Genomic DNA, 14,437 nt, shown 5'->3' on the forward strand with positions numbered 1-14,437 from the left:
CCACGACCAAATTAAAATGCGTCATAAAACGGTAACATCAAATGCTTATGGTGGCTACACGGGTCAACTCAGGAGGTCACTATGCATTACCGTACGATTTGGATTTCCGACTGTCATCTCGGCACGCGCAGCGCACAATCGCATCTGCTGCTGGATTTTTTGCGCAATACCGAAAGCGACACATTATTTTTGGTTGGAGATATCGTCGACGGCTGGCAACTTAAAAAGCACTGGTACTGGCACCAGGAGCACAATGATGTGATCCAGAAACTGTTGCGTAAAGCGCGCAAAGGTACGCGCGTTATTTACGTGCCCGGCAACCACGACGAAGCCGCACGGCAATACGTCAACCTCAACTTTGGCGGCGTTGAAATTCATCAGCAAAGCGAACATACCACAGCTGACGGCCGTCGCCTGCTGATCATGCACGGCGATGAATTTGACGGCGTGATGCAATACGCAAAATGGCTCGCACATCTTGGCGATACCCTCTATCAATGCGCACTGGGGCTCAACGCCTTGCTCAACAAAATCCGTCGCCGCTTTGGCAAGCCGTATTGGTCGCTGTCGCAATACCTCAAATACAAAGTCAAAAATGCCGTCAACTTCATCACCGAGTTTGAGCGGTTGATTGCCGGAGAGGCAAAAAAACGTGGCTTTGATGGGGTTGTGTGTGGCCATATTCACCACGCTGAAATGCGCACTATTGACGGGGTCGAATACTATAACTGTGGTGACTGGGTTGAAAGTATCACTGCATTGGTCGAGCATCAAGATGGTCGTATGGAAATCATCTACTGGGCTGACGTCGTCGCCAGCTACATGGAAAACCCAATTCAGCGCAAAGCCAAAGCATGAATATTGTCATCATCAGTGACGCTTGGCATCCACAAATCAACGGCGTCGTCCGGACTCTGACCGAAACCCGTAAAGCACTCATCGACGGCGGGCATAAGGTACTCATGGTTACGCCGGAGCAATTCCGCACCATACCCTGCCCAAGCTATCCGGAAATTCGCCTTGCCATCAACCCCGGCAAAAAAATAGCATCTTTGCTCGATACGTTTAAGCCAAGTGCCATTCATATTGCCACCGAAGGCACACTTGGCTGGGCGGCACGGCGCTATTGCCTCAAGCACAAACTGCCTTTTACAACGGCTTATCACACCCGTTTTCCAGAGTACGTTCATCTACGCTGGCGTATTCCATTGCAATGGTCTTACGCCATGATGCGCCGTTTTCATCGCCCTGCACAGCGAGTCATGGTGCCGACGCGCAGCATTGCTGACGCTTTGGCAGAACAGGGCATTCGCCATACAGCTGTTTGGGGGCGAGGCGTCGATGGTAATCGCTTTCAGCCCGGATTTCGCGACATCTTGCGTCCGCACATGACTGGCTGTGAAGAAATGCGCCCGGTATTTATGTGTATTGGCCGTGTCGCACCGGAAAAAAACCTCGAGGCATTTCTACGCCTTGATTTGCCGGGCAGTAAATGGGTGATTGGCGACGGCCCTGCCCTACCCACATTGCAAGCTGCTTACCCTGATGTGCATTTTCTCGGCGCACGCGCACAGAAAGAATTACCGCCGTATTACCGCGCAGCAGATGTATTTGTCTTTCCGAGCAAGACCGATACCTTCGGACTGGTATTGCTGGAAGCAATGGCTTGCGGCACACCCGTCGCAGCATTTCCTGTTGCAGGGCCACTCGACGTTGTTACCGATCCACGTACTGGCATTCTTGACGCTGACCTACGCCAAGCTTGCATTGCCGCACTCGATTGCGACCGTAACGCGTGCGCAGATTATGCAGCCGCATACACTTGGCAACACACCACGCAGCGCTTTTTTGAGTTGCTAGAGCCTTTTCAAGCGCTGTGAATTATTGTCGCAATATTCGCTAACTAAACTTCGACCATCAACAGCAACAAGAGGTTAAGCCATGCGAATCAGTGTATATGGATGCGGTTATGTCGGTCTGGTTAGCGCTGCCTTATTTGCCGACAGCGGCAATAACGTCCTCGCAGCGGATATCAACGCAGAGCGAGTAGCACAACTCAACCGCGCCATCATGCCCATTTACGAGCCGGGCTTACAAGAAATCGTCGCACGCAATATCGAGCAAGGTCGCCTGCGTTTCAGCAGTAATCTTCATGAAACCGTCAAACATGGGGAAGTGCAATTTATCGCCGTCGGTACACCAACTGCGGCCAGCGGCGACACTGACATGCGCGCTATTGATGCCGTCGCTGCGACCATTGGTGAATATTTGCACCACCCAGCTGTCATCGTTAACAAATCCACCGCACCGGTTGGCACTGTTGCCAGAATCTGGCGCATCATCAGTGACGCCCAGCAAGCACACAACCAGCACGCTGATTTCACCGTCATCAGCAACCCGGAGTTTCTCAAAGAAGGCGCAGCCATAGCCGACTTTATGCGCCCAGACCGTATCATCATTGGTAGCGACGACGAACACGCCACTGCAATTATGCGCACACTCTATGCCCCATTTAATCGCAACCGCGACCGCATCATGGTGATGGATACCACCTCAGCCGAGCTGACCAAGTATGCTGCTAATGCCATGCTCGCTGCCCGCATCAGCTTCATTAACGAAATCGCGCGTATTGCCGATATTCTCGGTGCAGATATTGAACGCGTCCGCCAAGGTATTGGCGCTGATCCTCGCATTGGCTACGACTTTCTCTATGCTGGTTGTGGCTTTGGCGGCTCGTGTTTTCCCAAGGACTTACGCGCCCTGCAACACACGGCAAAAAGCGCGCAACTCGACACGCCATTATTGCAAGCCATTACTACTGTCAACGAGCGGCAAAAGCAACGCCTGACCGACATGCTCGACCAGTATTACGGCGACGAACTCAGTAATAAGCACATCGCCATTTGGGGTGGTGCATTCAAAGCCAATACGGATGACATCCGCGAATCCCCCGCACTGGACCTGATTGACCATTTACTCAAATGCGGTACAAAAATCAGCCTCTACGACCCACAAGCCATTGCTGCGCTCAAGCGCCATTACGCTGAGCATCCTGCGGCATATCTACTGCAATTCGCCCTCACGCAAAATGCCGCACTTGAGCACTGCGATGCACTGTGTATCGTCACTGACTGGCGTGCATTCCAAAGCCCCGACTTTATTCTCCTCGCCGAACAGCTGCGCGACCGCGTCATTTTTGATGGGCGTAACCTTTACGATCCAGCTCTTCTGAGCAGATACGACTTGCAATATTTCGGTATCGGGCGAGGAAGCTCACTTTCTACCATACAGCACCATACTTAAGTGTCACACGGCAATCTACACTGATTTTTTATATTATTGATATAATGATCGCCGTTGCGCAGAACCATATCGGCAAAAGTCTAACCTTTGCCGATACTTTTTAAATAACTGACGCAATCCCTACAGCTGAACGGTTTTAAATTTCATACAAGGCACGGGATCCCACGACAAAATACTGACGTATTTTTTTGTGGATGCCCGCATTGGCGCAAACAGTACAACTAGTACGGCGAATTCCCTTGGAAAGTTGTTTGCAATTTTTCCAAGGGGCTCGGCAAGACAATACAACGCTGTATGAAGTTTGAAGGTGTTTGGCTATAAAATAGAACTAATCAACAAAGTGATCATCATGACGTACCTACTCTGGAAAGCACTACACCTTATTTTTATGGTCTGCTGGTTTGCCGCGCTCTTTTACCTCCCGCGCATTTATGTCTACCACGCCATGGCGCAAGCCAACGGCGAAACGCAAGCTACTGCTCGCTTTGTGGTCATGGAGCGCAAGCTCTACATCCTCGGCCATATTGCCATGGGGCTAATGTTGATCAGTGGTGGACTATTACTGTGGTCCGGCGCCTGGGCTGCATTCAGCAAATCCGGCTGGCTACACACCAAGCTGACACTGGTTGCCATCCTCATCGGCTACTACATTTATTGTGGCCGCCTCAACAAGGCGTTTGCCCGTGGTGAGAACAAACACAGCCATAAGTTTTATCGCTGGTTTAACGAAGTGCCAGCTGTATTCTTAATTGTGATTACCTTACTCGCCATTTTCAAACCATTCTGAAGACCGGCCGAACATGTTAAAATCGCGGTTTTACGTCAGCGGAGCCATCCATGTCGCAACAAGCCGCGATTTCATCTTTTAATCAGCACGGTCATGCTTTTTGGGATAAAAAAGGCCCTTACCGTACCCTGCACGAAATCAACCCGACTCGTCTCAAGCTGATCGAGCGCTACGTTAACCTGCAAGGTGCGCAAATCCTCGACATTGGCTGTGGCGGCGGCGTACTCAGTGAGGCAATGGCCAAGCGCGGTGCACAAGTGACCGGCATTGATCTCAGCCCCAGCGTACTTGACGCTGCACGCGAACACGCAGCCGAGGAGCAAGTCAACGTCACCTATCGTCAATGTGACAGCACGCAACTCGCCAAAGAAGGGCAAACTTGGCAACACATCACCTGCATGGAAATGCTCGAGCATGTCGTCGATCCCGCAGCGGTCATTAAAGACATTGCCGCCTTACTCAAGCCCAACGGCTATGCCTTTTTCTCAACCCTGAACCGCACCAAAAAATCTTATCTCGCCGCGATTGTCGCAGCCGAGTATCTCACCCGCCTCGTCCCGCGCGGTACCCACGACCACAACTGGTTCATCACCCCAGCTGAGCTAAGCAATATGATTGAACACGCCGGATTAAAAGTTAGCGGACTTTACGGCATGGACTATCACCCGCTGATCAAAAGTGCCCACCTCAGCCGTAATCTCGACGTCAACTATTTCCTCGTTGCGCAGAAAGTCGCCTAAATTCTTGTTTGAAACTGGAGAAAAACATGTCCAAATGTCATTATGAGGCTGTCTGGTTTGACCTCGACGGTACCCTGTTCAACACCTCGGACAACATCATCCCTGCGATAAAAGCAGCGCTGACCAGCTTCGACTATTCCGTACCTGAAGATGAATTCCTGCGCCGTAATATCAACTTTGGCTCACGCGGTGTGCTTGCCCGCGCCATCGGATGCGACAAAGACGATCCCAAGATAGAAGAATTACACGAAGTCTACAGCGAGCATTACATCAATGACCTGAGCAGCAAAAGTGTGTGGTTCGACGGTATTGAAGCTATCGTTGAGCGCCTCGAGCAGGAAGGTACACCGTGGGGTGTTGTCACCAACAAAATTGAATATTTCACCATCCCGTTGGTCAAGCAACTCGGCATTGACCAGCGCATCGCGCTACTCATCTGTGGTGATACCGTCGAAGAAAGTAAACCTTCAGCTAAACCACTGTTACATGCTTGCGAGCAAACTGGCCACGATCCGAAAAAATGCGTTTTTATCGGCGACAACTCAACCGACATCATTGCCGGACGCAATGCAGGCATGGCAACCGTCGCTGCGGCTTACGGTTTTGTACCTGCTGGTGAATCTGCTTACGATTGGGGCGCAGATGCTGTGGTTGAAAGCCCTAGCGAACTGAACAACATACTGTGGCCATAAACATGAGCAAACAAGAACAAATTATCCTCATCAGCGGCGCCTGTGGCGGTATCGGTAAAACCCTTGCTCACCATTGGGATCAAGACCACAGCAAGCACCTTTTACTGCTCGATTCTGACAGCATGGGGCTGCAAGCACTCGACGACGAACTACGTGGTGACCACACCCTCATTCCGTTTGATCTTTGGGCTGCAGATCAACGCCAGTACGATACCTTGGCGAATATGATTGAAACCGACTACGGGCGGCTTGATGCACTCGTCCATCTCGCTGCTCATTGCGGCAACCTGCGGCCACTGATGCACTGCGACCCTGAGCGCTGGCTCAAAGGATTACAAGTCAACCTCACTGCGCCATTCTGGCTGACTCAAGCGTGTATTGGCTTGCTGCGCCAAGGACATAACCCACACCTGATTTTCACTCTACATCAGCGCCACCGTGAGCAAGAAGCCTATTGGCACAGCTATGGCGTTGCTCAGGCAGGACTGGAAGCGATGATTGAAACCCTTATTCATGAACGCAGCGCTTACCCTGAAATCACCATCAGCCGCGTTGACCCACACTGGGTTGATACCAACATGAGCCGCGCCATTTTCCCCAATGGAGAACCACATTGGCGACAGCCTGATGAAATCGTCAGTCTTTATGATCAGGCACTCACCAATACTCCTGAGCAACAGGAGATCATCAGCCCATGAACCACCATCAGACATGGCTTGACGCTGCCAAAAATGTGCTTAAAACCGAAGCCGATAGCATCCTTGCCCAGCTCAACAGCATTGATGAATCATTCGCTGCGGCCTGCGACATCATCCTTAATACCAAAGGGCATTTGATCGTCGCCGGCATGGGTAAATCCGGCCATATTGGCAGCAAAATAGCCGCTACATTTGCCAGTACCGGTACACCGGCATTTTTCGTCCATCCTGCGGAGGCCGGACACGGCGATCTTGGCATGATTACAGCACGCGATACTTTGCTCGCGCTGTCGTATTCCGGTGAAAGTGATGAAATCATGACCATGATGCCCATCGTCCAGCAAATGGGCGTCAAAGTCATCACCATCACAGGCAACCCTAATTCATCAATGGCGAAGCAAGCAGATATTCATTTGCACTTGCGTATTGAGCGCGAAGCCTGCCCACTTGGCCTTGCCCCCACGTCGAGCTCAACGGCCACCCTTGCACTTGGCGACGCGCTCGCTGTCGCACTCATCACCGCACGAGACTTTTCCTCACAGGATTTTGCCCGCTCTCACCCGTTTGGCCGACTGGGTCGCCGCCTGATCACGCGAGTGAGTGACGTCATGCGCAGTGGCGATGATATTCCCGTGGTCAATGCTCAGGCGAGCGTCAACGAAGCATTATTCGCCATCACCAGCAAAGGGCTGGGCGCGACTTTAATTGCTGATAACAACACTTTGCTCGGTATTTATACCGATGGTGATCTGCGCCGCAGCCTTGAGCAGCAGCCCAATGCTCTGAGCCACGATATTGCCGAAGTCATGACCCGTGCCCCCAAAACTACGACCGCGGATACACTCGCCGCAGAGGCATTGCAGCTGATGGAACAACGCAAAATAACCACGCTACCGGTCACAGATGCACACAACCAGATCTGCGGCATCTTACATATTCACGACCTTTTACGCGCTGGAGTGGCGTAATGAAAGTACGCCATATCATTGGCTGGAGTATGCTTGCAATTCTCTGCATGTATTGGTGGTGGGCACAAAACAGCCCACCACCGGTCTCCGTGCAAAATGATTATGTGCCTTTGCTCACCTTGACCGACAACACCACCTATATCTATGCTGAAAATGGCCAGCGGGCCAGTAGTCTGCATGCTGAGTACGCCGAGCACCACGATAACGGCAGTGGCACCCATTTTACCCGCCCTGAGCTCACCCATCAGGAAAGTGCGGATACCCACTACACGGCAACAGCCGAGCAGGGCTTTATCAATGATATGAAAGATAGTGTCGAGCTTAGTGATGATGTCGTCGTCAAAAGATATATGCATGATCGCTTGGTTGATCAGCTCACCACAAACAGCCTGATCTATCACCCACAAACAAGCAACATGATTACCCACGACCCGCTTATATTTACCAGTCAGGATAGCCGTACAACCGCGACGGGCGCGCTGTGGCAGCTCAATAAAAATTCGCTTATACTGAAACAAAATATAAGGACGCATTATGAAACGACCTCTTCTCAGCCTTAGCCGGCCAATCATTCTCTGCTTGAGCGCACAACTGGCCAACGCACAGGCGAGTGATCTGCCTGTCGACTTGATTGCCGACCAAGGCGAGTATGATGGCGCAACTGGCGTTGCCACTTATACCGGTAACGTCGTCATTACTCAAGGCGACATGAAGCTCACTGGGGATAAGGTCGTCATCCATACCAAGGAAGGTAAAATTACCAGCGTTGAATCATGGGGAAGCCTAGCTACTTTCCACTACGTCCCTGCCAATGAACCAGCTGTGGACGGTCGCGGTAAATACATGAAATACAACGTACCAGCCGGCGTCGTTGACATTGAAGGTGATGCCTACGTCAAGCAAGCTCAAAATGACACCCATGGCGACACACTTTCTTATAACCTCAATAACGAAACGGTCACCGGCAAACGCGTCAAAATGTCATTTTTACCTGCAAGCTCATGACCACACTAACCGCCGAAGGGCTGATCAAGCGCTATAAATCGCGCACTGTTGTCAACGAAGCATCGCTAAGCGTCGATGCTGCGCAAGTCGTCGGCCTACTCGGACCAAATGGTGCCGGCAAAACGACAACCTTCTACATGATGATCGGCCTGATTAAACCTGATGCGGGGCAAATCACCCTCGACAACAAGGAAATCACCACACTACCTATTCACCAACGTGCACGCCTTGGCCTATCTTACCTACCACAAGAAGCTTCCGTATTTCGCAAACTCAGCGTGCGCGACAATATCCTTGCCATTCTTGAACTGACAGGCAAGCGCAGCAAAAAAGAACGCCTCGAACGCACTGACCAGCTACTCAGCGAACTGAGCATCACACATCTTGCCGATACCCTTGGCATCAGCCTATCGGGTGGCGAACGACGCCGCACAGAAATAGCACGTGCACTTGCCTGTGACCCCCGCTTTATTTTGCTCGACGAACCCTTTGCTGGTGTCGATCCGATTGCCGTCGCAGATATCCGTAACATCATCACCCACCTCACCGACCGCAATATAGGCGTACTGATCACCGACCACAACGTCCGTGAAACCCTGAAAAGTTGCGACCATGCCTATATTCTCAGTGAAGGCCGCGTCATCGCCGCCGGTAGTCCGACCGATATCGTCAATAATGACGAAGCACGGCGTGTCTATCTCGGTGAAGACTTCACCATTCACTAGCGGAAATCCAGGCGTATGCCGAGGCAAATTTTACAGCTCAAACAAAGCCAGCAGCTGACGCTCACCCCGCAGCTGCAGCAAGCAATTACTTTGCTCAATATGAATCAGCTGGATTTGGCACTGGAAGTACGCCAAATGCTCAGCCAAAACTTTATGCTTAGTAGTGAAAGTGAGTTTGATAGTGAAACCACTACAGAGCATAACGACAGTGAAGAATACGAGCTCGACTACGACGACAGCGAACTGTGGGCGGATTGCAACCACGACTGGCCAACAAGCAGCAATAACAACAGCGAATATACAGCACCCGAAACCTACACAGCCAATAGCGTCGAGCTACACACCTTTATCGCCGAGCAAATCCTGCTCATGCCACTTGATGAAACCACCATGAGTGCTGCGCTCGCGCTTGCCTACTTACTCGATGAGCGCGGCTACCTCACGCTTGACGAAGCCAGTGCTAAAAGTGACTACAATATAGATAAAAATACTTATCAAGCAGCCGTTACAGCACTACAACAGTGCCAGCCAAGCGGCATTGGCGCCCGCGACCTCGAAGAAGCACTCAATCTGCAAATCGCAGCCCTTCCAGCCGATACCAACTATCTCTCGACCCTGAAGCGCATCATGCGTCGCCATTTTGCGTTTCTCAGCAAAGACAGTGAACGCGTGCAAAAGCAGCTTGACCTGTGCGATGAAGAATTCCAAGGTGCACTCGCATTACTGCGCTCATTACACCCATATCCGGCTGATAACTACGAAGCGCCCATCCGTGAATACATCGAGCCGGAAGTCATCGTGCACGAACGTGGAGGCATCAGCTATATCGCCCGGTTCGACACCCACCTGCCTGCACTTTCAATCAACAGCGCCTATGCAGCCGTCCAACCCAATAACGAACAGGAAAAAACCCTTCTTCGCGCGCAACTCAGCGAAGCAAAATGGTTCATTGGTGCGCTGGAGAAACGCGAAGATACTATCCGCCGTGTCGCCAGTATTATCGTCGCCACCCAGCAAGATTTTTTCCAGCAAGGCGATATCGCCATGCGCCCACTGACACGTGCGCAAGTCGCAGAAATGCTCGATGTCCACGAATCTACCGTCGCCCGCGCCGTCAATGGTAAATACCTGCAATGCAAGCGCGGCGTATACGAGCTGCGCGAATTTTTCTCGCACGCCGTCAGCAGCAGCGAAGACGGTGAAGAAGCTTCTGTCAAAGCCATCAAAGCCATCATCAGTGGCCTCATCGAAAGTGAAAATAAAAAGAAACCACTCAGCGACCAGAAAATCTGCGACATGCTCGCCGAAGAAGGCCATCAGCTCGCACGCCGAACCGTCGCAAAGTACCGCGAATCACTAGGTATTCCAGCCGCACCAGGCCGCCGCGAGCGGTAAGAGGCCACTTGTTTTGTTTTCACTACATCGCCATATTAAACAAACACACTTAAACATATCAGCTGCTATTCATGTCAGATAATCGCAAACACCTACCCTACAATCTTCATCAACACCTTTCCGGCAAACACGTCCACCTGATTGTCGCGCCCGACACGCGTTGGGCAGAATATTACTACCGCAATTTGCAGTTCTGGCTCGACCAACCCGATGACCTCTACTGGTTCTCTGACTGGGAAACCCTGCCCTACGACCAATACACCCCGCACCCCGACTTAATCTCCGAGCGCCTGCGCGTCCTAGCCGAACTGCCGACGCGCAAGCACGCGGTCGTCGTCACCGCAGCCAGTACCCTGCGCCAGCGCCTCTGCCCGCAAACCCACCTCGACACCTTCGGTATTCACCTCAAAGTCGGTGACCAGCTCGACCGCGATGCATTCATCATGCGCCTCGTACAAGCGGGCTACCAAAAAACCACCCTGATTGCCGACAAAGGCGAATATGCTGCGCGTGGCAGCCTAGTCGATTTATTCCCAATGGGTGCGAAAGCGCCGATCCGCCTCGAATGGTTCGACAACGAAATCGACACCATCCGTACCTTTGACCTCGAAACCCAGACCACGCTGAGCAAACTAAATCACATCAGTATATTACCCAGCCGTGAACTCGACCTCTCTGACACAGGTCGCGTCTGCTTCCGCCAAAATGCACGGCAAGTTATCGGTGAACACATCGTCAATCACGGTATCTATAAGCAAATCAGCGACGGCCGCACCCCGCAAGGCCTCGAATACTATCTGCCACTGTTTTTTGACGACACCGCCACCCTGTTTGACTACCTGCCCAAACACACCCGCCTGATTCTCGGTGATGGTGTCAGTGAAGCCCTGAGCAAACACGCTGCTTATTGCCACAAGCGCTTCGAGCGTACCAATCCGCTCCGTGAACGCAGTCTGTTGCCACCGGAAAAACTGTGGCTTGATCCTGAAACCGTACAAAGGCAACTCGCCAAACTCGAAGCGCACACCTATCCGAAAAATGCGGTCAGTATCGACTTCAGCGGCAACCGCCAGCAGCGCGAGCAGCAATGGCAAGCGCACATCGCGCAACATCCCGACAGCAATCTACACTTGCCCAGCAACGGTAGCCGTGAATACTGGTACGAAAAGCTATTCAAAGCCCATTCCGATCTACAACTGCCCGAACACTGGCAAGCAAATAAAGGCTTGAATCTGTTCATCTCACCGGTGCATTACAGCTTCCGCGACGGCGACACCCTGCACCTCAGTGAAGCCGACCTGCACGCCATCCCCGTCGCACCCAACTACCGGCAAAAAGCGCAACAAGACCCGGCGAGTATCATCCAATCGCTGCAAGACCTCACCATCGGCGCACCAGTCGTGCATACCAACTACGGTGTCGGGCGCTATCGCGGCCTCGAAAGCCTTGAGCCGGGCGGAGAAGAATTGATGACTATCGAGTACGCCAAAGGCAGCAAGCTGTTTGTGCCCGTCACCGACCTCGATCTCATTACCCGCTACAGCGGCACAGACCCCGACAACGCCCCACTGCACGACATCGGCGGCAAACAGTGGCAAAGCAGCAAAAAGAAAATCAGCCAAAAAGTACGCGATACCGCCAGCGAACTGCTCGCCATCTACGCGCAGCGCGAAGCAACCCAAGGCACACCGTTGACCATCGACCACAACGCGATGCAAACCTTTGCCGACGACTTCCGCTTTGATGAAACCCCTGACCAGCAACACGCCATCGACGCTGTCCTTGCCGACCTCGAACGCGCACGGCCAATGGATCGCATCGTCTGCGGTGACGTTGGCTTTGGCAAAACCGAAGTCGCCCTGCGCGCCGCCTACGCCACTGTACTTGGCGGCCAGCAAGTCGCGCTGATCGCACCGACCACCCTGCTCGCCAACCAGCATTATCTAAACTTCCTCGACCGCTGCGCCGACTATCCGGTCATCATCGACGCTGTCTCGCGCTTCAACAGCGCCGCCGAACAAAAAGCCAGCCTCGAACGCCTCGCAGCAGGCAAAACCGACATCATCATCGGCACCCATCGCCTGCTGCAAAAAGACGTCGCATTTAACAACCTCGGCCTCGTCATCATCGACGAAGAGCAGCGCTTTGGCGTACGCCACAAGGAAAAGCTCAAAAGCCTGCGCGCCAACGTCAACCTGCTTACCCTCACCGCTACGCCTATCCCGCGCACACTCAACCTTGCCCTATCCGGCCTGCGCGACCTCTCGATCATCGCCACCCCGCCCGCCGGACGCCAATCGGTGCAAACCATCGTCAGCGACTACGACGCAGCGGTGATCGAAGAAGCCTGCGAACGCGAAATGCGCCGTGGCGGACAAATATTCTTCCTGCACAACGACATCGCCAGCATCGAACGCCTCGCGCGCAACCTGCAAGAACTCTTGCCCGAAGCGCGCATCGGCATGGCGCACGGACAAATGCGCGAAAGCGAACTCGAGCACATCATGCAGGATTTCTACAATCGCCACTACGACATCCTCATCGCTACCACCATCATCGAATCCGGCATCGACATCCCCAACGCCAACACCATCATCATCAACCGTGCCGACAAACTCGGCCTCGCGCAACTGCACCAATTGCGCGGTCGTGTCGGGCGCAGTCACCACCAAGCCTATGCGTATCTGTTCACGCCGAGCTGGAGTACGCTGACCAAAGACGCACAGCGCCGCCTCGAAGCCTTCACCACGCTGGACAGCCTCGGTGCCGGCTTCCTGCTCGCTAGTCAGGACCTCGAAATTCGCGGTGCTGGTGAGCTGCTCGGCGACGAACAAAGCGGACAAATCCAGCAAATCGGCATGAGTTACTACCTCGACCTGCTCGAACGCAGCGTTAGCGCACTCAAAGCCGGTGAAACCTTCGATCCCGACAACGAAGCGCACAACCGCATCGACATCGAACTGCACGAAAGCGCGCTGCTGCCCGATAACTACGTTTATGACCCGCAAATCCGTCTCGTCTTTTATCAGCGCCTCAGCCAATGCCAGAACCACGACGCCATCGATGAACTCACCGTCGAACTGGTCGACCGCTTCGGCAAACTGCCACAAGCAGCGAAAAACCTCATCACCCGCGCCCACCTCAAACTGCGCGCGGACAAACTCGGCATCAGCGCCATCGACATCGGTGAAGAAAGTATCAAGCTCACCTTCACCCCGACCCCGAACATCAACAGCGAGTCATTATTCAGCCTGATGCAGCAAGACCCTGCCACTTACCGCATGAACGGCCCCACTGCACTCACCATCCGCACAGGCAACAATGGCGAAATTCGTGACGGACACATCAGCGAGCAATTTACACAACTTGAGCAGTTCCTCGACCACATCGAGCCAGCTCAATGAACCCATTACCGACTTTTGCAGCCAATATACCGACCATATTGCTTGGCAAGATAAATACATATATGGCAGGGCATCCGAAAAATATCGCGGCCGATAAAAAATAAGGTATTGTCTTTTATATTTTTGTTATTCCTGTACATTTTGGGAAGTTAGCCATAAGTGGGGAGAGGCATGGTGGATATAAAAAATATTACTGCATCCGACATGGATGCTTATATCGGTGATCTAAGTACATTGCTTATTGATTGCGTTGATCGCGGTGCATCGCTTGGTTTTTTACCTCCACTCAAAGAAAGTGAAGCGGCGCAATACTGGCAAATGACAAAAGAAAGCATCAAAGAAGGGAATACATTTTTACATCTTGCTTTTATCGATGGCAATTTGGCGGGCTGTGTATTGTTGCGCTGCTGCGGGAAGTCAAACGGGTTGCACCGCGCGGAAATAGAAAAACTAATGGTATCGCCCGCTGCACGGCGATGCGGCATTGCTTTGAACTTACTGGAAACAGTCGAGTCTTTTGCCCTGACCCTCAACTTGAAACTCTTGGTACTGGATACCAGAGAAGGTGATGTTTCCGAGCAGCTATATCAAAAGCATGGCTTCATAAAAGCAGGCGTCATTCCAAAGTTTGCCTTAAGCGCATCAGGCGACCTCGCAGGAACAAGCATTTACTACAAACTCATTGGTTCTTGAAAAGTTCCTGAGTAACTACCTGGATAA

14 protein-coding genes are annotated in these 14,437 nt (G+C 52.5%); all 14 read left to right on the forward strand.

All coding sequences use genetic code 11. From position 1 onward, the window contains the following. The first annotated feature begins 81 nt into the window (after window positions 1–81). Window positions 82–858, forward strand: a complete 777-nt coding sequence (locus KRX19_05170) for a UDP-2,3-diacylglucosamine diphosphatase (protein ID MBV7434415.1) — start codon at window positions 82–84, stop codon at window positions 856–858. Next, window positions 855–1,880, forward strand: coding sequence for a glycosyltransferase family 1 protein (locus KRX19_05175; GenBank protein MBV7434416.1), 1,026 nt, complete (start codon window positions 855–857; stop codon window positions 1,878–1,880). The genes KRX19_05170 and KRX19_05175 overlap by 4 nt, the downstream gene beginning before the upstream one ends. Before the next feature lie 61 nt (window positions 1,881–1,941). After that, window positions 1,942–3,303, forward strand: coding sequence for a UDP-glucose/GDP-mannose dehydrogenase family protein (locus tag KRX19_05180; GenBank protein MBV7434417.1), 1,362 nt, complete (start codon window positions 1,942–1,944; stop codon window positions 3,301–3,303). Window positions 3,304–3,652: 349 nt separating this feature from the next. After that, a complete protein-coding gene (hemJ, locus tag KRX19_05185) occupies window positions 3,653–4,090 on the forward strand; it encodes a protoporphyrinogen oxidase HemJ (GenBank protein ID MBV7434418.1) in 438 nt (145 codons plus the stop codon). Between the two features lie 50 nt (window positions 4,091–4,140). Continuing rightward, entirely contained in the window at window positions 4,141–4,830 is a 690-nt protein-coding gene (gene ubiG, locus KRX19_05190) for a bifunctional 2-polyprenyl-6-hydroxyphenol methylase/3-demethylubiquinol 3-O-methyltransferase UbiG (protein MBV7434419.1), read from the forward strand. Window positions 4,831–4,856: 26 nt separating this feature from the next. After that, window positions 4,857–5,522, forward strand: a complete 666-nt coding sequence (locus KRX19_05195; protein MBV7434420.1) for an HAD-IA family hydrolase — start codon at window positions 4,857–4,859, stop codon at window positions 5,520–5,522. A gap of 2 nt (window positions 5,523–5,524) precedes the next feature. After that, on the forward strand, window positions 5,525–6,220 hold the full coding sequence (locus tag KRX19_05200) for an SDR family NAD(P)-dependent oxidoreductase (GenBank protein ID MBV7434421.1): 696 nt from the start codon (window positions 5,525–5,527) through the stop codon (window positions 6,218–6,220). Beyond that, window positions 6,217–7,188 carry a KpsF/GutQ family sugar-phosphate isomerase gene (locus tag KRX19_05205; GenBank protein ID MBV7434422.1) on the forward strand — a complete coding sequence of 324 codons (972 nt, stop codon included), beginning with the start codon at window positions 6,217–6,219 and terminating at the stop codon, window positions 7,186–7,188. Before KRX19_05200 ends, KRX19_05205 begins: the two co-directional genes overlap by 4 nt. Next, the gene (gene lptC / locus KRX19_05210; GenBank protein MBV7434423.1) at window positions 7,188–7,748 is read left to right on the forward strand and encodes an LPS export ABC transporter periplasmic protein LptC; all 561 of its coding nucleotides are present in this window, start codon (window positions 7,188–7,190) and stop codon (window positions 7,746–7,748) included. The genes KRX19_05205 and lptC overlap by 1 nt, the downstream gene beginning before the upstream one ends. Next, on the forward strand, window positions 7,723–8,193 hold the full coding sequence (gene lptA, locus KRX19_05215) for a lipopolysaccharide transport periplasmic protein LptA (GenBank protein ID MBV7434424.1): 471 nt from the start codon (window positions 7,723–7,725) through the stop codon (window positions 8,191–8,193). The genes lptC and lptA overlap by 26 nt, the downstream gene beginning before the upstream one ends. Continuing rightward, window positions 8,190–8,918, forward strand: a complete 729-nt coding sequence (lptB, locus tag KRX19_05220) for an LPS export ABC transporter ATP-binding protein (protein ID MBV7434425.1) — start codon at window positions 8,190–8,192, stop codon at window positions 8,916–8,918. Before lptA ends, lptB begins: the two co-directional genes overlap by 4 nt. Before the next feature lie 15 nt (window positions 8,919–8,933). Continuing rightward, window positions 8,934–10,313 (forward strand): RNA polymerase factor sigma-54, encoded by a 1,380-nt coding sequence (gene rpoN / locus KRX19_05225; protein ID MBV7434426.1) that lies wholly within the window; start codon window positions 8,934–8,936, stop codon window positions 10,311–10,313. A gap of 71 nt (window positions 10,314–10,384) precedes the next feature. Continuing rightward, window positions 10,385–13,717 (forward strand): transcription-repair coupling factor, encoded by a 3,333-nt coding sequence (gene mfd / locus KRX19_05230; GenBank protein MBV7434427.1) that lies wholly within the window; start codon window positions 10,385–10,387, stop codon window positions 13,715–13,717. A 171-nt stretch (window positions 13,718–13,888) separates the two neighbouring features. Further along, on the forward strand, window positions 13,889–14,410 hold the full coding sequence (locus KRX19_05235) for a GNAT family N-acetyltransferase (GenBank protein MBV7434428.1): 522 nt from the start codon (window positions 13,889–13,891) through the stop codon (window positions 14,408–14,410). Window positions 14,411–14,437 lie beyond the last annotated feature (27 nt).

The sequence above is a fragment of the Cardiobacteriaceae bacterium TAE3-ERU3 genome (genome assembly GCA_019218315.1).
Classification (GTDB): domain Bacteria; phylum Pseudomonadota; class Gammaproteobacteria; order Cardiobacteriales; family Cardiobacteriaceae; genus JAHUUI01.